We start from the raw sequence: 20,548 nt of genomic DNA on the forward strand, positions 1-20,548 counted from the left end.
AAGGAGGATTTTTGTATAAATACAAAATATTGAAGAAAAAAAGTAATATATTTCTGATAAATTCTCTCAATGAAAGTGCAAAATAGCATGCAGAACTGCTAAAAAACAATTGATTAGAAAAAAGGTTAAGATAATGTATCGTTCAAATTTTGAGGAAAAATTTATGAACAAAGTAGAGTGGTGTAATGACAGCCTTTGAAAGTGTATTGAATACGCTAAAAACAAATCAACGTCGCGGTTTTTTATTTATTCTCTCTTCACCTTCAGGGGCTGGTAAATCAACAATTTCTCGGTTGCTTTTAAAAGATGGACGATTGGAGCTTTCTGTCAGTGTGACCACAAGGAAAAAGCGTCCCAGTGAAGTAGATGGATTCCACTATCACTTTATTTCAAAGGAAGAGTTTGAATATAAACGTGATAGAGATGAATTTATTGAATGGGCAGAAGTACATGGGAATTATTATGGCACGCTACGTGAAACTGTTGAAAATGCATTGAGTTCTGGTCGTGATATGTTATTTGATATTGATTATCAAGGCACCAAGCAGATGCAAAAAAAGATGCCAGGAGATACCATATCCGTTTTTATTCTTCCACCATCAATGAAAGAGCTTGTTTCGCGTTTACATCGTCGAGCAGAAGATAGTCAAGATATCATCAATTTACGATTGGAAAATGCACGAACGGAGTTAAAGCATTGGCATTCTTATGATTATATTGTGATTAATGAAGATTTAGATCAGTCTTTATCACTTATTAAATCGATTTATTTAGCTGAAACAGTGAAACGCGAGAGATGTGCTTTTCTCGGCTCTTTTGTTGATAGACTTATTGCTGAAAAGATTGATTAATATTTTTATTATTTTGAAAAAGTTATACTTTTTAGGTTATCAAATTCGCTAAAGTTATAAATTCAGAAATTGAAAGTGTTTCAGCGCGGCGTGTTTCATCAATTCCTGCTTTTTTAAAAAGCATTTCACCTCCAAGTGTTTTAAGATTTTGACGAAGCATTTTTCGTCTTTGTCCAAAAGCAGTTTTTGTAACAAAGCTTAGTTTTTGCGCAGAGCAGGCAAGAGGTTGAGTTCGTGGAATGATATGAACAACGGAAGACGTTACTTTAGGCGCAGGTATGAAGGCTTGAGGAGGTACATCAAAAGCAATTTTAGCTGTAGTCCGCCAGCCAGTTAAAACACTAAGGCGTCCATAATGAGAAGATTGAGGTTTGGCCGTAATTCGTTTGGCAACTTCACGTTGAAACATCAATGTCATGGATTCATAAAAAGGAGGCCATGGCTCCACTAATAGCCAATTTAATAAGAGTTGTGTTCCAATGTTATAAGGAAGATTGGCAATAATGCGTGGTTTTTCTGAGATTGTTTCAAAGAGTTTTGAGAAATCTTGTTCCAGTGCGTCATTACAGATAATTTTTAATTTGTTCGGATAGTGCTTTTCTATTTCTAAGAGAGCTGGTATACAGCGCTCATCACGCTCTATTGCTGTTACAATAGCGCCTTTTGCCAACAAGGCGCGTGTGAGACCTCCAGGACCTGGACCAATTTCAAGAACAGGTTTTCCTTCTATATTACCTGCTTGACGAGCAATTTTAGAGGTTAAATTAAGGTCAAAAAGGAAATTTTGTCCCAAAGATTTATGCGCTTGCAATCCATATATATCAATGACCTCACGCAGAGGAGGAAGATTATCTATTGGCATGGTATCGAATTATTTTTTGCAAGTTGATGAGCGAGTTTGAGAGCAGCAATAAAGCTTTCAGGAGAGGCTATGCCTTTATCAGCAATGTCAAAAGCAGTTCCGTGATCTGGAGATGTACGAATGAAAGGGAGACCTAAGGTGACATTAACGGTGGTATCAAAATCTAATGTTTTAACAGGGATAAGAGCTTGATCATGATACATGCAAAGGGCAACATCATATGTTTTTCTTGCGCGCTCATGAAACATTGTATCGGCAGGAAGCGGACCTATAATATTAAGTCCTTTCTTTTTAAGATATTCAAGAGCAGGTGCGATCACTTCAAACTCTTCTTTTCCCATTGCACCTTCTTCTCCAGCGTGAGGATTAAGACCAGCGACAGCGAGCCGAGGTGACGTTATTTTAAATCGTGTTTTTAAGTCATATTCAGTAATGAAGGCCGTTTGAATGATTAAATGACGAGTCAGCTGTGAGGGAACATCTTTGAATGGAATATGAACAGTTATTGGGACTGTTTTTAATTGAGGCCCAGCTAACATCATAACGGGATGATAAGATTTATGAAAAGCTTTATGGGCCAAATCGGCTAAAAATTCTGTATGACCTGGAAATTCAAATCCGGCATCATAAAGATTCTTTTTAGCAATAGGACAAGTAACCAATGCAGAAGCATGTCCATTTTGAATCAATTGAACACTGCGCTCAATAGCCTCAATGATTCCAGCGGCATTATTTGGAGAAGAAAAAACTAATTGATCACTTTGTTTATTTCTTAAGGGTATGATGGGGAGAGCGTTTTGAAAATTTTTAACAGGATCGGTGTTTAAAACAGATTCAACCTCAACATCCATCTGTAAAAAACGAGCGCGTGAACAAATAACATCTGGATCAGCGATAAGCACAAAAGCCGGAATTTGACGGGTAACACGCAAATTCCATGCTTTTAGAGCTATTTCAGGACCAATACCGGCAGGATCACCACCACTAACAACAAGAGCTGTCATTATTGAATACGTGCTACGTGTCGCAGTTCTTCTAAATATTTTTCGCTTAATTCTTCAAGTTTTTTCGGGCTTCTTTTTTTATTATCTTGAAGAGAAAATATCAGCCGAGCGACGTAATCATCAGAAACTCTTTTTATTTTGCAAACAGCAATTGCTTCGATCCCATCAGAGGTTTCTTGCAATTTTGTCATTTTTCCAGCAGGTGTGGCAAGAATAGCTTGCTCCCATGCACTAGGAAGTTGAGGCTCAAGAAACTTTCCTAAGTGGCGGATCGTAACGTCTAAAATACCTCTTGCTTGATTGTGAGCATTTGCACATCCACGGAAATGTGCGCGGAAATTGCTTGCTTCTCTTTGACGTCTTTCAAAAATTTCTGAACGACGATGTGCAGGAATAACAAAAACAATGCGCTGCAATGTATATTCATTGGTTGAAGGTTTAATACCACCATTATTTAATATTCTACGCACAGCTTCTTGTTCGCTAACCATACCTGTTTGAGCTTGATAGCGCGCGCTTACAAGACGTCCCCATCCTATTTGTCCCCGGATATAATTTTTGAAATGTTGCACAGTAATATCATTTTGGATCAGAATCTGATTGAGCTGATCAATCGTCATATTATTTTGCGTTGCAAAGTTCTCAAAAGCTCTATCAACTTCATCATTGCTGACCTCAACATTACGGCGTTTTATTTCAATATTTTTTAGCTCTTCGTCGATAAGCTCTTTTCTAGCTTGTGCCACCAAATTGCCTTGCTTTTGTTGCAATCTGAGAAATGCAACACGCCTTTGTATATCATAATTTGTGATAGGATTGCCATTAACTGTAACAACAATAGCCGTCTGCGCAAAGGCTGACGGAATCAGAAATTCATTTACGAGCAGGCTACTTACGCTCAAAGACGTAATATACAATAAAGCAAGAGCACGCTTTTTCAATTTATTCATGTAAATAAGCTTTCGCATTGTTTATTAATTCTCATCAATAACTTAAACTATACGCTTTCTTTTATAAAAACAATAATAAGTTAAATCACTTATACATTCTCTTTATAAATTTGAATCTATTTTTTTCCGATATCTGCGATTGTACGCAATGAAAGAGAGAAATTAAAGTTCTGCAAAGGTGTTTTTCTTCCCGGATTCATTACCTGTTGATAACCGAATGTTACCCCGAAACATTCATCGGCATAATTCAAGCTAATTCCTCGTTTTATAAATGTGCCAGATACGAGATCATAACCGGCGTTGCTATTAATGGACCAATAGTCTGCCAGTTTTAAGCCTGTTTGAAAAGAAATTTCTTGGCGCTCTTGTGGATATTCGTAATTCGGTTGGCTTGCGATATAAGCATATTGTACAGAGGCCCAAAAATTTTTCCACATTTGTGATGCTTCAATTTCACTACGGCGGATTTTTCCTGTTTTTTTGTCAAAGCGTCCACGCGTTTCTAAGGAAAAACCGTTTTTATGGGTCGCACCAAACATTGCAACATAGTCTGAACGTTTTGCTTCTAAGCTAGAATGAATACCGGCGTTAACAAAGTCCTTTTCTGCAAAAGAATTCTTTCCTGCCAGATGAAAGGATTGTCCAATAAGACCATAAAGAGACCAATTGTCATTAAAGTTTCCAGAATATCTTAGACCTATATTGGCTCTTGTCCCACCTTCTACACGATCATAACCAGAAAATTTATTTCGTTGAAAAAGAGTGGTTGCATCAAAGACAAAGCTTTGTGCATCTTCATTCGGAAGTTGTCCGATATATTGTTCATTATTGCGTATAAAAATTTGTGCGGTTGGTTCTATAATATGTGTAGAATGAGCAGCTGTAATAAGGAAGGGATAACGTGCTTCCAATCCTGCTGTTGCTATGCCACGAATTTTTGAGCTGCGAATTGCGGATAAGGCATTGTTTTCTCTAGAAGCAGCATAATTTTCTTGTCCATTGATTGTAAGGATATCAGCCCGTAGAGAGAGAAGGGGGGTTAATATGAGGCCATTGTGCATGTTAAAGCGCTTTTTCCACTCAAGCTCATTTGTTAAACGCAAACTATTTCCAGCCATACCAGAAAGTCGTACAGTGTTGAGAGGATTTTTGTTCCAGTCGGGTGAACTGAAGTCGGCATGACGACGGTAAATTGATTGTATATTGCTATGGAAGGTAAGCTTTCCATTATAAATGGGCTCATCTGGTGTAAAAGAATAATCGATACGTGGTAGAACCCATGCTTGTTGAAAGTGACGTTCATAATGGGGATCGTTCAATATCGAATCTTGAATTTTAAAATGATAAAAACGCATGTCAAAATAGTTTTTTCCTGCAAGACCATTCAGATAGATCTGAGAAAGTTGTGTAGGATTGCTATAGTTTTCAAGCTTGTAGGCACGACTAAAATGCCGATCAGATTGTGCAAGAATATCCCATCCATAAGTCCAGTATGAATTAATACGAAAGTCCCCCTTTGTCGCCAGCATATAACGGTTTTTATGCTGTGCATCAATCGTATCCCTGTCAAATCTATGCGGTTTCATTTGATAGATATGAGCAAAGCGAATGTTATAACGGCCCATTTTAAAACGCTGACGCCATTCCCCTTCGGTTAAAAGCCCTTGTTGAGTATAAACTGTAGAAGAAAGTGTAAAATCATAATGGGGAGCGAGATTCCAGAAATAAGAATTCTTTATCCCCATACCGAGATAATCAGTATAGAAAAAATGAGGCGTAAGTAGACCGCTAGCACGCCTGACAGTTGGATCATAGAGCTCAAAATTTGGAAATTTTATAATTGGGACACCAAAAACTTCAAAACTGCTATTTTCAAACCGAATTTTTTTAACGCTATTATTCCATATAATCTTTCTGGCTTTAATTTTCCATAGAACCTCTCTATCTGGTTTATAAGAGCAAGGTTCACAGGCTGTATAGGTTGCATTTTCAAAGATTGTTACCTGATTGTTTTGGCGTATAGCATTTTGAGCGGCAAAGTGCACATTGTTGGCTGTATCAATACGCAAAGCGTTTACAAATCCCTCGCCAAGATCTTTAGTCATATCAATTTGATTAGAATAAATTTTATTCCCATCTTTTTGAGTAATTTCAACGTTTCCTTGTGCAATAAGCCGCCCTGTTTTTTGGTTGTAAATGATTTTTTGAGCCACAACTTTATTGCCGTCATATTCAACTTGGACATTCCCTTGTGCAGAAACAGTGTTTTCATCACGATTGTAGATGAGTTCATCCGCAGAGAGCAAAAGAGGGCGCTCCGAGTTTTGAATGCGACTTTGAGGAGGAGACATAGGACTTTGCGCGTATGCACAATAAGGCAATGTTCCCCCTAAAATAACCGCCATAACACTTCTAAAAGCGAGAGCACTTAATTTTGTTAAAATGATTTTCTTACGCGTTAATGCTTTCACTTAGCCATCCTCTTTATGAAGTAAAAAAGAGATTCCCAAGAATAATGCAATAACAACAGGTGTCCAAGCGGCAATAATTGGTGGAATATATCCAGCATTACCAAAAGCCTGAACGAGTACAGAAATAACATAAAGCATAAATCCAGCGATTACGCCACCAAGAATCAACGTTCTAGATTGCCCAAAACGGGTAAAATTTAAAGATACAGTTGCTGCAATGAGAGTCATTGCCACAAGTAATGCCGGTAAGGCAATCAAAGATTGCAAATACATATCAAAATTATTCGCAGAATAGCCAAATGAACGTGCGATCATAATTTTTTTAGGCAATTGGTAAAATGGAATAGTTACGGGATTCACTAAACGTTCCGTTAAAAATTCAGGTTTTAGATTGGTTTTTATTTTCAACTCGGTAAATTTTTCAGGAGGATGTCCTATTTTATAGATTGTGCCATTTGTTAAGAACCAAGCGCCATTGGTCAAGGTTGCTTTTGGGGTGTTAATCCAATTTTTGACGGTTGCGTCATCTTTGTATTGTACAAAGGTTGCATCAAGAAGAGAAAGTCCTTGATCGGTAATCAATTTAGCGCCAATGGTTGTTCTGCCTAAATCTGTACGCTGTGTTAACCAGTGGATACGCGGATTATGAAGAGATGTTAGGACATTATTATTGCGCCACTCAGTCATCATTTTTTCTGCTTGAGAAAATCCCCATGCAGCAAGTGGATTAATGAGAAAAATTGAAAATAATCCTAAAAGAAAAGCTCCAAAACAAGCAGGCATAAGAAATTGCCATGCAGAAACACCGATAGAGCGAGTAACCACAAGTTCAAGCTTTTTGTTAAGCGAGATAAGTGTTGTCATTGCAGAAAAGAGTGCAATAAAAGGGATAAGTTGTTGCATAATAAAAGGGATACGTAAAACAGAGAGGAGAAATGCATCTTTTACTGTATAATATGGAAGGGAAGGTAGCCTCCCAGAATTTTCTGTAAAATCGATTAAAAGAGCAAGGACCAAAATGCCCCCCAAAAAATAACACGTTATTTTAAGGTAACGTATAAAAAAATAGCGTCCAAGTGTCCGTCCAATCATGATATTTTATCCGGAGAATCTTGAGGTTTTTTATGTTCAAATTTGTTCACTACTTTTTGAAAAATGATTTGAAGTACCTCATTAAATTTTGCAGGGAGTCCAATTTTATGATTCGTTAAAAGTATAAAAAAGACGAATATACTTGTTCCTATAGGCGTAATATAAAGGAGAGGAATATATGCAAGATCGTTCTTTGCTTTTTCGGCGAAAAAATACCCTATCCAATAGACCAGAAAAGAAAAAGCAATCGCTAAGAAATTTGCTAAATGGCGTGCTTGTCGATGAGAGCATACATTTCCTGCCGCTGCTAATGCAATAAGTGAAAAAACGATTGGATAGAGCCATTGCGTTAGTCGGCGGTGAAACTCAGCTTTATATTGGAGCGGTTTTCGTTGATAGTAGGGATCTTTTGGGTCAGGGTTTTGTAAATAAGAAAGAGACCGATCTTTTGGATAAAGAGTAGGTTTTTTATCACTAGGAATAAACTCCCCTAGGCTAAAGGTATATGCGCTAAATTGAACGATTGAAACGCTGTTATTTTGATGGTTGACCCTTTCTATTTCACCGTTATTGAGGATTAAAAAACGACCGTTTTGATTACTTATAATGGAGGCTTTTGTTGCATAATAAAAAAGATCAGTTTTAGGGTCACGCTGATCGGCAATAAAAAGACGTTCAAGTGTTCCATTTGGATTTCGTTCGCCAATTTCTATGTAAAGATTATTGGCAAGTTTTTGAAAGCTCCCTTCACTAATGAACAGATTAATAAGATCAAAATGGGCATTTGCTAACATTTGTCGCATATGAAGACGCGCTTGAGGAACAACAAAATTAGCAATAGAAAAGGAGATACATGATGCAACAATAGCAAGAAGGAGAATAGGTTTCCAAACAGTACTTTTAGGAAAACCAGAGGCATTGATGACAGCAAGTTCTGAGTCTTGATTCATTGCTGAAAGGGTGGTTGTAACTGCGATTACTAATGCAAATGGAATGACAAGAAAAATAACAGAAGGAACTAATGAAAGTGAAAACTGCAAGACTGTGAGGAGTGTCTGTTTACTTGTTGTGAGAAAGTTTATACGTGCAAGAATTTGCACCGTCCAACTAACACCCACTGCTGCAATCATGACAGAACTAAACAAAACAAAGACACGCCTCAGGATGTAGAACTCAATAATACGCATAAAATGGAGAACACCCTCAGTCTTTAATTCGATAACAAATACTTTTACCGCTTTCGGTTAAAATGTAATAAAATTAAAAAAACACCCTTTCAGGGATTGGGCATTTTTAGCAAATAAACCATATAAAATTGCTCGTTAAATTCCCTTTAATTTTTCAACACATTATATTTTATTTTCTACGATAGTCTACAAGGAATCTAAAAAATAACTTAAAAAACTTTTTTATTAACGTTGAAAATAAAAAAGTTTTATCTTTTAAAGGGGCTCTTAAAGATACAGGCAAAAAGATAATGCATCTCAATCGAAAAAGAGGTTTATATCTTGAACCGTTTCCTTTTATATAAGGGGTATAGAAGTTTCTCTAAAAAAGATGTTAGCTTTATTGGTAAAAAGTGATGAGGATTTGAGAGGTTGGACATTCTATTCTATCATTTGACGCAGTCAACGCTAAAAGATATTTTGCCAACGCTTGTGGAGCGGGCATTGGCTCGTTTTGGTAAGGTAACCATACAATGTGTGAGTAAAGAACAACGTGATTCTATAGATATGCATTTATGGGTTTATGCTGATGAATCATTTATTGGACATGGAACAGAGTGTGATCAATATTCAAATTTTCAGCCTGTATTTCTGACTACAGGACAAGAAAATCCCAATGATTCAAAGATTCGTTTTCTCATAGAGGGAGCTGTTTGTTCGGATATTGATGTTTATCAGCGTCTTGTTGTGCTATTTGATGGTAGAAATGATGAGCAGTTGAATCTTGCTCGAGCACAGTGGAAAAAATATAAAATGGAAAATCATAATTTAACGTATTGGCAACAGACTGAAGATCGTCGTTGGGAAAAACAGCTCTAATGCGTCTCGTATCTTTTATTCTGTTTTTTATAGGGTTGGTAGGAATTGTAAATCCAGCACTTTTTATTGCGGAAGGATCAGGGGGAGGGCGTTGGGTCTTTGTTGTGATTTTTCTTTTAGGTATGCTAAAGATATGGCCTATAATTAAAAAAATGAAACGGCATGATGATGATTATTGATCGAATTTTGCTTGTTTTATGGGCTGTAATGTTGGCTTTTTTTTGCGTTTCGTGGTTAGGGACAACGCATATCCTATCAGGGATATTTGCTGTTGCTGATATGAGCAATATTGCGGATTTTTTATTTTTCTTTTTGAGTGCCTTGTTTGCGGGAATATTGTGGTGGCGTATACCACAACCCATGTCTTTTAAAATGAGACTGGCAGCATTTTTTCTGCCAGCCTTCATTTGGTTCTTCGCTATTATATTTTAGTTGGATATTTCATCATCTGTAAATCCGACAAAGCAAATCAGTGAAACAAAAGAAGCAAAAAGCAAATAATAGCCGATATAAGACGTATCAAAATGTTGCACTAAATATTCCGCAATATAAGGTGCGAGAGAAGCTCCTACGATACCAGATAAGTTGAAAGTAATAGAAGAGCCTGTGTATCGAATGGCTGTTGGGTATGGTGAAGCCAAAACAGCACCAAGAGGACTGTATATCATTCCCATGATAGACAAACCAATGACAGACATTGCAAGGACTCCTATAACTCCAGAATTTAAGAAATAAGGAATTGCGAAAGAATAGATACCGGTGATGATTGTAATCCAAATCATCAAAGTTCTCCGTCTAATACGATCAGCAAGTCTTCCAGTAATGATCGTAAAAATTCCACAGAAAATAGCACCGACAATTTCAACTTGGAGAGCTTGATAATATGACAACTGCAAATGATTTGTTGAATAGCTTAACAAATATGCAGTAACCAAGTAAAACAAAACAAATGTTCCCATACCAGAAAATATTCCAAGAAATAAGATTCGTGGACATTTTAAAAAGACATCGATGATAGGAACTTTGACACGTTCTTTACTTTCAAGATTTTTTTTGAATTGAACAGTCTCATTGATTGAAAGACGAACCCATAATCCTATAATCATAAAAACAATTGAAGCAATGAAAGGGATGCGCCATCCCCAAGCGACAAGTGCATCATGATCAAGGAAGTATAACAGACCTAAATAAACAGCAATGGATAAAAACAAACCGATAGGAACGCCCAATTGAGGAAACATTGCATACCAGCCTCGCTTTTCTGGAGGGGCATTTTCTGTTGCGAGCAAAACAGCTCCTCCCCATTCTCCTCCTAATCCCATTCCTTGTCCAATACGGCACAAGGTTAAGAGGAAAGGGGCAAACCACCCAGCGGTTTCATATGTGGGAAGAAAACCAATAATGACTGTTGAAAGCCCCATTGTGAGAAGAGAGGCGATAAGTGTTGCTTTTCTTCCAATTTTATCTCCAAAATGTCCAAAGATGATCGATCCAAAGGGCCGAGAAAAAAAAGCCGCTCCAAAGATCAGAAAAGATTGTAAAATGGCAATCTGATCATTTTGTGTTGGAAAAAACACATGAGGAAATATGAGCGCTGCGGCGGTGGCAAAGACATAGAAATCAAAGAATTCAATTGTTGGGCCAATAAGGCTTGCAAACAAAATGCGACGAGGGGAATTTCTGTTGCTTGTACCTTGCATTTCTAAGTTTATAGACATGAATAGAATGTCCCTTTCAGTATATGACAAATCAAATATGAATTAATCAACTATAATTATAAAAATTTCAAATCAGTGTCGAGTCGATATTATGATGTTTCTAATATATTCGAACAACGATGATGGACTGATGAATATCAATAAGTGTTTTTGGGATTATCAAAATTGAAGTGAATAGAGAAACTATTTTAAATGCTGTAGAAATGAAAATATGGGGACATAAAAGCTTCCCCCTCATTCACAGTGCTGTTTCCTTTAAAATTTAACCATTTTTATCTATTGAGGATCAATCTTCTTCGTAGATTAGTGTTTCAAAAATATTGAAATTTTTTTTATGAATATAATTATAACACTTTTTAAGCGTATATATTAAAAATTAAATTTTTTAGTTGTGTATGCATTTTAAAAACACATGGTGTATATTTGATCTGTCAGAGCTTAATCATCGAATGCTTTATTATCTTAAAAAATAGGAGGTTGAGCCATTACAGAATGTTGTTTTGGTCTATGCACTTTTTTCTAAATGGGGGATTTAAATTTGGAATGATGGAATGTGGATAATGCAACGCAAAATGAAATTAAGTTTTTATGCGTTAATGACCAGTAGTTTTTTTATCAAGATTGCGAATGCAGATGGCGTAGCAACATTAAAAGAAAAGCTATTAACACCAGTAGGCATCAATGAACATCTAGAAGAGACAAGAGAATTGTTCTCAAAAGTGAGGGGATTAAAAGAGAAAAAAGAGGGGGCAAAAATCATAGTGCATGAAAAGAGGATAGAAGGAAGGAAGTCTTCAGAAGAAGAAAGGAAGGGGGCAGACAACCTGTTCTTTGAAGTTCTCACAAATTCAGTCATAAGCGATGGTGCTACGATTTATATTACCAACCGTGACTCTGAATCTTCTGGTGAAAAAGTAAATAGCTTTAGTTATGAAGATGCAGGCTATTCCATCAACAATACGGTTCAGGAGGGTGGAAAACTCTACATTGGTGCAGCAAGTGTTAGTCGGGATACGACAATTGAGCATGGGGGGATTGAGTTGGTCCAAAATCTAAGTACTTCAGAATATGCCACGGTTAAAAAAGGGGGTAAACAAATTGTTGAAAGTGGTGCAAATGCTGAAGGAGCTCAAATTCTTGGTGGTGAGCAGATTATTTTTGGTAAGGGAGTCCTTGGAGATAGTTTGTTGCGTAAAGACAAGGAAAGTAGTGCTTATGGTACTGAAATTTATGCTGCAGATGGAATGCCAGGAATACAAAGTGTCTATAGTGGGGGGATGGCTGTTGACACAAGGGTTAGGAAAGGAGGCGTCCAGAATCTTGATGGTCAAGAAAATTTTAATAACAGCTTTTCAGAAGATACTGATACAGCCGATACAGAAGATGAGGATTTTACAATCAATGAGGGAGCTTTTGCACTGAGTACCGAACTTTTTAAAAATGGGATGCAGAATATCTATGCAGGAGGGAATGCGAGTGAAGTTATTTTATATGATAGAGCTACTCAAAAGATATATGATTCTGGATACGCGGACGATTTAACAATTAACCATCAAGCACAGTCATGGGTTTTTGCTGGTGCAATATTAGATAAGGATACAAATATTCATGATTTTGGCAGCCTCTATCTTTATGCTGGGAATGATGAAGCTGTTACGGAAGTAGAAAATCTAATTTTAAATGGAGAAGATACCAAACTCTACATTATTGCTCCTGAAAATAACGGCACAAAACCTCAGGTTAATATCCAGAAGTTAAGAGGAAATGGGAGAGTTGTTTTTACCTCTTTAGGAGCTCATAAGCATTACTCTGAGCTTAATATCGGGGAGTTTTCAGGTTCTTTACATTTCGATTTCAATGTTGATTTTGCCAAGCACTTTAGTGATTATCTTGTCATTAAAGAAAGGAGCTCTGGTTTCCACACCATAAGTGTGACGGATTCTGGGCGTTAAATGACAAATTCTTCTCACAAAAAGCTTAAATTAATTTCTGATCACAGTGGAGATGCGCGTTTTACTCTGACAAACACTTTTGGTGAAAAAATCGAAACGATTGATGCTGGAACCTATAGGTATCGTTTGAAACATAGAAACGATAAAGGCACCGGTAAAATTTGGTATTTAGATGCGAATTATGCTCTTGATGAGACAAATATCTCTTTATTTACTGATTTTAGCTTGCAACCATCTACTATGGCTTCATTATCGCGTGATCTCACAGAATTGACTATTGAAAAGGGAATGATTGTTACGATTGCTGATCCTAGCTTTGACATGAGCAGCACAAAAGTTAAGAGTAATGGAGAAACTTCAATTAGTAATACAGTTAAAGATGGTGGAAAGCTCTCTGTTTATAGCGGTGGTTTTAGCTTGTATACGACAATTCAAAGAGGCGGGATTGAGCATATTAAAACACAGGGTCTTTCTCAGGATAGTGCAGTTCATAAAGGTGGACAACAAAGGATTGAAGAGGGGGGAAAAGCAGAAGGGGCTAACATTTATGGTGGTGAGCAGTTTGTTTCAGGAAAATCTAATATTCAAGGGGTGATGGTAAGGAGCAGCGCCTATGACAGCGTCATTTCTGGTGAAAATGGGATGCGAGGATATCAGAATGTGTATGATGATGGAGAGGTTTTTCGTACAAAGATCATGGAAGGAGGGGTACAAAATCTTTATGTAGAAGGGGATCTAGACAGTTATAGCAGTTTTGCATCTAATATAGAGGTTTTTTCTGGTGGAGAGCAACACGTTTTAGCAGGGGGAATAGCTATTGGCGTTCTTTTACAAGGGAGTGCTTTTCAGAAAATAGATTTAGGGGGCTATGTAAAAGATTTAATCATTAAGGATCAAGCACAATCGTGGTTACATCCTGGTGCAACATTAGAGGGAAGCACCATGATTCATGATTCTGGGCGAATTTATCTTTATGCTGGTGCTGATCAATCTCGTACTGAAGTCGAAAAAATTGTTTTAAATGGCAGAGATACAAGATTGTACGCTATTGCTTCTGGTATGGACAATAAAAGTTCTTTAATTGAGAACTTAAGTGGTGATGGCAGTGTTATTTTTATGTCTACCGTATTTAATCCACATTACTCTCGACTTGAGGTCGATAATCTATCAGGGAATTTACATTTTAGATTAAATACCGATTTTGAGGAACAGCGCGGTGATTATCTCCTTATCAAAAAGGGGGAAGGACATCACACCATCAGCGTGATTGATTCTGGTATTGAAATTTCCGATTCTTTTCTACAAAACAATAAGTTAGTTTTAGAGCTTGATTTAATTCATGAACAAAACGGAAATGCGCATTTTACTCTGACAGATTTTTCTGGTGAAAAGACGAGTACGATTGATGGTGGAGCTTACCTATATGATCTAAAGACGAAAGATCATAACGGTGGAAAGATTTGGTATTTAGCACCGTTGGAAACAACTTCTATTCCTGTAATCCACGCATCTAATACGGAGCCGTCTATAAATAAGCTTCCTGAAAAAGAAGAAAATATAACGTCGTCGCAAGATGTTAATATTAATTTTGGTCCATATTCTGATGTCATTAATTTCAGTATTCGTGAGGGGGGAGGCATTTTACAAAGCTTTTTACTTGATGATGACAGGATAGTTTATATCTCTGATGATGGAGAGCAAGGTGCTCTTAAGCAATCTATTAACGCTACAGTTGAGGGATCTGGAAGACTTTATGTTGAGGCTGGTGGTTTTGTTAAGAATACAACAATTGAAAATGGCGGTTCTGAGATTATTGGAGAACAAGGAATCTCGGAGTCTACGATTATTTACGAGGGTGGGCAACAAAAGGTAGAAGGAGGAGGAACAGCATTGAGAGCTGAAATTTATGGTGGGGAGCAGCTTGTTTTTGGAGAAGGTTATGTCAATGGGGGAATTGAGGGAAGCAGCGTTTATAACACGACAGTTTATGGTCAAGGGGACACACTGGGACAGCAGAATGTGTATGATGATGGAATGGCTGTGGGAACAAAAGTGATGAGTGGAGGAATACAAACTCTTTCTAAATGGTTTCCTTATGATAATAACTTTGCAGAAAAAGCCGGTGGTTTAGCCATAAATACTGAAGTTTTCGCAGGTGGTGTACAAAGGGTATTAGCAGGTGGTGAAGCAAATACAGTGACTTTACACCGTCATGCTGCTCAAGAAGTTCATGTTGGGGGCATTGTAAAAAATCTAATAATTAAAGAGGGAGCCAATTCATGGGTCTTTGCTGGTGCGATGTTAGGAGGAGAAATAACGGTTCAGGATTTGGGACAACTCCATCTTGATGCTGGAGATGATAGTCAGCAAACTAAAGCAGAAAATATCAATCTAAATGGAGAAGAAGCTCAATTATACTCCATTGCTCGTGAATTTGATGACAAGAGTACACACATTCAGCAGTTAAGCGGTGTAGGAAAAGTCATTTTTACTTCTTCTGAAGACGATTTGTATTACTCCAAGCTTTATGTTGATGACCTTTCGGGAAGTCTCCATTTCGATTTTAATGTCAGTCTTGCAGAAGGAAAAGGTGATTACCTTTTTATTGAGAATGGGAGTGGTTTTCACACAATAAGTGTGTTTGATTCTGGTATTGAAATTGTTGATCCTTCTTCAACAGAACTTGATTTAATTTTGGATCAAAGTGGAGGCGCTTCTTTTACTCTACAAAGTTTTTCTGGTGCAAAAATTGGAATGGTTGATGGTGGAACTTATACCTATGGCTTAAAACACAAAATTATTGAGAATGAAGAGGAAAAAGTTTGGTATTTATCTGCAGTTTACATGGATAATGCGCCAAGAGGGCAACGGAGGAGAAGCAGATCTGCACGGCATTTAAGTCAAAATCAACCGGCTTCTTCTCTTTCAACTCTGACCAATACACAAGAGCATGCGATTAAATTACCTCGTCAAAGAGAAAACCGCCGAAATTCGAATTCAAAATCCTCAACTTCTGTTTCTTCAATTGTTTCAAATCTGGGAAGTCAAATGATTAAAGGAGCACTTCCATCAGGTTCTCATCTTCTTTCTGCTGACAAACAACAGATGGCTGTTTCAGAATCGTCTCAATATTTAGCGGATCAAATGATTTTGCGTCCAAGCAATCAGAAACAATCTTCTACACAATTGGGGGAGACGCTTTCAGGTTCTCAGTTTTTAACCACGCCTTCTACAGATGCGGTATTGTCCATGTCTGTCGCTCCAGCGATGGTGTTTCACAATGAAATGCAAAGCGTGCGTGCGGGAAGAGGAATTCTAGGTCACAGTAAAAAGAATACGGCTTTATGGAGCTATGCGATTAAATCGAAAGAAAGCATTGCGACAGAGCATATAGATTTTAAGCTCGATCAGACAGGGATCGTTTTAGGGATCAATGGTTTAAGTGAGTGGGAAAATGGAGGGTTTTATATAGGTGGTTTTGGCAGTTATGACCACGTACGCGTTGCGCATGCTCGGGGAGGTACCAGCGGTATCAATAGTTATGGCATTGGCGCTTATGTTTCTTATTTGGATCATCGTGGATGGTATCTGGATGTTCTTTTAAAATATAATCATTATCAAAATACGCTGAAGGCGGTTTCCACGAATGGTTTAGGGATTGAAGGCAGTTATAGGCAATGGGCGATTGGGTCCTCCTTTGAAGCGGGTTATCGACTTCAGATGTCCAAGAGTAGTTGGTTACAGCCTTATGGACAATTTACTTGGTTGCAAGTTGAGGGAAAAGAAATCAAGTTATCGAATGGCATGACGGGGAATATGCATCCCTTCACTTCATTGCGCAGTGAGATTGGTTTATCTTTAGGGTATGAATTTGGCTCTGGCGTGGCTTCTTCCTCACAGGCATATATTACAGCAGCATGGATGCGTGAGAATAAAGATGACAATCAAACGGTGATTAATGAACGCCATGCATTTACGAGCGATTTATCAGGTAATGCGGGTAAATTAGGGATAGGTTTGAGCAGTTTTGTGAGTGAGAAGTTAAAGTTATATGGTGAGGCCCATTATGTTAAAGGGCGTAAAACAAAACAATCTCTTCAGGGCATTTTAGGGGTACGCTATAGTTTCTAATTATAGGAGTATAATAATCTTTGAAGGTATAATCATTTTTAAAAGTTTTTAATAAAGCGTAAATAACTTTTCACAGCCTACAGACTCGCTTTTCATGACAGATTGTACACTCTCTTTGTATATTATAGTTTATGATATGTTACTTTTTTCTTTGATGAAAAAACTTTGAAGAAATATAGGAATTTCCTTATATTTTTGGTCAAAAACGCATTGAAAAGATGGTAAAGAACAGTTCTTTGAGTGACGTGATGGGGATTCTCAGAAGAATTATTACAATCTAAGGTTGAAAATATATTTTGTAGAGCTAGTTACGTTTGGTGTCTATGCAGGCGTAAAGAGGGGGGAGGATATGGCCACACAATATAAATGGAAACGCAATTTTTGGGTACTCATGTTGAGCAGTTGTTTTGTACAGGCTGCTGCAGCAAGTGAGGGGGGGATACCGCTTTTTTGTCAATCTTCAAGTTATGAAAATGATCAAATATTTCAGGATCAATATAATGAAGATATGAAAACAGGAAGATGCATCCTTGGAGCATCGAATGATCTCATTGTAAGAAGATACAATGAATTAGGCTTTTTAAAAAAGCCTAGCAATTTTACTCTTGTTAAGGGTGCTAGAATATTTGCGAGCCAGCAGGAGCTTGAGAGCAATCATCGCGATAATGTTGGAGATAATGTGCGAGCACAAAATACTGCGTTTCTTAAAAAACCTGAGCTTATCTTCATTAAAGATGGGGCACTTCTTGAAAATTATGTCCTTGATCATGAAGGTAAAGCATACATTTCAAATGATGGTGAAATTGATAGTCCAGGACGGTCTATCGATAATACGATAAGGAATGGTGCGGAGCTTTATGTGTATGCAGGAGGTCTCAGTGAGAATAGTAAAATCGAACATGGTGGAATTGAGAATGTTCAGGCTTTAAAGGGAAAACAAGGCTTTTCGAAAAATGCTGTCGTTAAAGAAGGCGGACAGCAAAGTGTTGGAAATGGAGGAAAAGTAGAGGAGACTAAAATTTATGGTGGGGAGCAGCTTGTTTTCGGGGAGGGGGATGTTGGAGGAGAGCTTAAAGGGAGTAGCGCTTCTCATACAATCATTTATGGACAAGAGGAAACATTAGGTCAGCAAAAAGTATATGACGGGGGTAAAGTTTGGAATACAAAAGTTATGCGAGGGGGCATCCAAGAGGTTGGAAAAAAGTCTGAAGGTGCAAAAAATGGTGGTTTCGCATTTGATACAGAAGTTTTTGCTGGTGGTAAACAGCGTATCTTAAAAGGCGGTCGGGCCATTGGAGTTACTTTAAATGAGAGCGCTATTCAGGAAATATATACGGATGGATCTGTAAAAAATCTAACAATGAATGATGAAACAAAATCATGGGTACATGCTGGAGCGACATTAGAAGGCAAGACACAGGTAAATCATTCTGGGCAGATTCATCTTTATGCTGGGAATGAACAACATCGTACCACAGTAGAAGATATTCTTTTAAATGGAAAAGAGACAAAACTGTATTTACTCACAGATGAGTCTGATGGAAAAAGCTCTTTGATACAAAAATTAAGTGGTGAGGGGAGTGTTATTTTTGCATTTACGGGTTCTGATCCCTATTATTCCCAGCTGCATGTGAATAATCTTTCAGGAAGTTTACATTTCGCATTCAATACCACGATTGCTCAAAACCGTGGAGATTATCTCTTCGTTGAGAAAGGCGCAGGGAATCATACGATAAGTGTTGCTGATTCTGGTGTTGAAATTACGGATCCTTTTTCAGATAAGCGTGATTTAATTACGGATCAAAGTGGTGGAGCGCATTTTACGCTGACAGATCTTAAGGGTGAAAATATTAACGCCCTTGATGGTGGAACTTATATGTATGGTCTGAAAGAAAGAAAAGATGAAAATGGAAAAGTTTGGTTTTTATCTGCAGACCGTCTCAGTGGACCGGAAAACTCTATTCCAGATCCTACAAATCCGTTCATTCCTGGTGGAACATTAACCACTCCTTCTACGGATGCAGTGTTAACGTTGTCCGTCGTCCCTGGACTTATTTTTAACAATGAATTGCAAATTGTACGGAATGGTAGAAAAATTTGGAACAGAAATAGAAAAGATATCGAGCTATGGACTTATGGGATTAAGAGCAGAGAACGCATTGCGACAGGCCATACACACTTTAAGCTTGGGCAGACAGGTTTAGTCTTTGGTGCTGATCAGTTGAATGAATTAAAGCATGGAGAATTATATGTTGGTGGTTTTGGTAGTTATGATCAAGCACGTGTTTCTCATGCACGAGGGGGGAATAGTGATTTAAGCTCCTATAGCATTGGAACTTACGCAACTTATTTTGATCACCGTGGATGGTATATGGATGGTGTTTTGAAATATAATTATTATAAAGATAATTTGAAAGCCATCTCAACGAATGGTTTAGCGATTCAAAGTCATTACAATCAATGGGCAATCGGTGGATCATTTGAAATTGGTTGTTATTTTGAACCAGCGCAAAATACTTGGATGCAGCCTTATATCAAGCTAACAGGTCTACAGGTTGAAGGTAAAAAAATAAAACTTTCCAATGGAATGGTCGGTGATCTAAGTCCATTGATTTCATTCCGTAGTGAAGTTGGATTAACGGCAGGACATGAATTCTTTGTGAATTTAGAAACTTCATTGACAGCTTATATAATGGCAGCTTGGTTACGTGAGAATATAAATGATAATCATGCGACAATTAATAACCAGCATAAATTTATCACAGACTTATCGGGTAGTGCGGGTAAATTGGGAATTGGTTTAAACAGTTCGGTCAATGATAACCTAACACTTTATGCGGAAGCATATTATCTAAAAGGACATAAGATTAAAAATGCTCTTCAAGGTATTTTAGGATTACGCTATAGTTTCTAAATACACCTTTATATGGCTGATTAACTACAACCTTAAACAGATAACGCTTCACGATGTCTTTTTGAGAGTATAGAGACCTTTTCAAACAGTAAGGATACCTTTATACTCTCTTTAAAGGCAAGGTATTAATTTATTCATTGTTTTGCATATTGAATGAGAGTTCTGAATATCGTGGGATTTTCTTATTCCAAATCTGCTCCATTTTGAATCAATCAAAATCACTTTCTCGCATGTCACAAGCGGGGAAGAGTTGTGTGGAGTGAAATTGTTCAAGAAAGGACTTGCCTCTTATAAACCGCCTCAAGTGCCAAGGAATGTGCAACATTTTAAGGCTGGGAAAATGTGTGATGATGTGGGATTTCTTCACCATAAGCATAAAGATGGAGGTCTTTAATGGATTTATTATACTATTCATTATCGACGTTGGGAAAATGGGCTTGGGTATATTGAGAGATGTTTCTTTAAAACAAACCTGTGAATGTGCAATTCAAGGGCGCTCTGTTTTGCATAAGGGATGTGATCCCATTAAAGGGCAGGGGCATTTTTTTCATCCATAAT

12 protein-coding genes and 1 pseudogene are annotated in these 20,548 nt (G+C 37.5%); 6 read left to right on the forward strand and 7 right to left on the reverse strand.

Annotated features, from left to right (window positions below):
• Positions 1–185 precede the first annotated feature (185 nt).
• A complete protein-coding gene (gene gmk / locus NNJ73_RS09205; RefSeq protein ID WP_254493801.1) occupies positions 186–851 on the forward strand; it encodes a guanylate kinase in 666 nt (221 codons plus the stop codon).
• A gap of 31 nt (positions 852–882) precedes the next feature.
• Here gmk and rsmA read toward each other — a convergent pair whose 3' ends face one another.
• From rsmA to lptF, 6 genes are all read right to left on the reverse strand, one after another.
• On the reverse strand, positions 883–1,713 hold the full coding sequence (rsmA, locus tag NNJ73_RS09210) for a 16S rRNA (adenine(1518)-N(6)/adenine(1519)-N(6))-dimethyltransferase RsmA (RefSeq protein ID WP_254493802.1): 831 nt from the start codon (positions 1,711–1,713) through the stop codon (positions 883–885).
• On the reverse strand, positions 1,704–2,717 hold the full coding sequence (gene pdxA / locus NNJ73_RS09215; protein WP_254493803.1) for a 4-hydroxythreonine-4-phosphate dehydrogenase PdxA: 1,014 nt from the start codon (positions 2,715–2,717) through the stop codon (positions 1,704–1,706). The genes rsmA and pdxA overlap by 10 nt, the downstream gene beginning before the upstream one ends.
• Positions 2,717–3,667, reverse strand: a complete 951-nt coding sequence (locus NNJ73_RS09220; RefSeq protein ID WP_254493804.1) for a peptidylprolyl isomerase — start codon at positions 3,665–3,667, stop codon at positions 2,717–2,719. Before NNJ73_RS09220 ends, pdxA begins: the two co-directional genes overlap by 1 nt.
• 116 nt (positions 3,668–3,783) lie before the next feature.
• A complete protein-coding gene (locus tag NNJ73_RS09225) occupies positions 3,784–6,138 on the reverse strand; it encodes an LPS-assembly protein LptD (protein WP_254493805.1) in 2,355 nt (784 codons plus the stop codon).
• The gene (gene lptG, locus NNJ73_RS09230) at positions 6,139–7,230 is read right to left on the reverse strand and encodes an LPS export ABC transporter permease LptG (RefSeq protein WP_254493806.1); all 1,092 of its coding nucleotides are present in this window, start codon (positions 7,228–7,230) and stop codon (positions 6,139–6,141) included.
• Positions 7,227–8,417, reverse strand: coding sequence for an LPS export ABC transporter permease LptF (gene lptF, locus NNJ73_RS09235; protein WP_254493807.1), 1,191 nt, complete (start codon positions 8,415–8,417; stop codon positions 7,227–7,229). Before lptF ends, lptG begins: the two co-directional genes overlap by 4 nt.
• A 411-nt stretch (positions 8,418–8,828) precedes the next feature.
• Between lptF and NNJ73_RS09240 the strand changes: the two genes are divergently transcribed.
• From NNJ73_RS09240 to NNJ73_RS09250, 3 genes are read left to right on the forward strand one after another with little or no spacing between them, the layout of a single operon-like run.
• Positions 8,829–9,275, forward strand: a complete 447-nt coding sequence (locus NNJ73_RS09240; protein WP_254472695.1) for a DNA polymerase III subunit chi — start codon at positions 8,829–8,831, stop codon at positions 9,273–9,275.
• Entirely contained in the window at positions 9,275–9,454 is a 180-nt protein-coding gene (locus tag NNJ73_RS09245; RefSeq protein ID WP_254493808.1) for a hypothetical protein, read from the forward strand. Before NNJ73_RS09240 ends, NNJ73_RS09245 begins: the two co-directional genes overlap by 1 nt.
• Positions 9,444–9,707 carry a hypothetical protein gene (locus NNJ73_RS09250; protein ID WP_254493830.1) on the forward strand — a complete coding sequence of 88 codons (264 nt, stop codon included), beginning with the start codon at positions 9,444–9,446 and terminating at the stop codon, positions 9,705–9,707. Before NNJ73_RS09245 ends, NNJ73_RS09250 begins: the two co-directional genes overlap by 11 nt.
• Here NNJ73_RS09250 and NNJ73_RS09255 read toward each other — a convergent pair.
• Positions 9,704–10,993, reverse strand: a complete 1,290-nt coding sequence (locus tag NNJ73_RS09255; protein WP_254493809.1) for an MFS transporter — start codon at positions 10,991–10,993, stop codon at positions 9,704–9,706. The genes NNJ73_RS09250 and NNJ73_RS09255 overlap by 4 nt on opposite strands.
• 560 nt (positions 10,994–11,553) lie before the next feature.
• Between NNJ73_RS09255 and bafA (NNJ73_RS10160) the strand changes: the two are divergent.
• Positions 11,554–17,076 (forward strand): annotated as a pseudogene (bafA, locus tag NNJ73_RS10160) (BafA family autotransporter).
• 349 nt (positions 17,077–17,425) lie between these two features.
• Positions 17,426–19,990, forward strand: a complete 2,565-nt coding sequence (bafA, locus tag NNJ73_RS09270; RefSeq protein WP_254493810.1) for a BafA family autotransporter — start codon at positions 17,426–17,428, stop codon at positions 19,988–19,990.
• Positions 19,991–20,548 lie beyond the last annotated feature (558 nt).

Origin of the sequence: Bartonella sp. B1099, from assembly GCF_944801835.1 — a bacterium.
In the GTDB taxonomy this organism is placed as follows: domain Bacteria; phylum Pseudomonadota; class Alphaproteobacteria; order Rhizobiales; family Rhizobiaceae; genus Bartonella.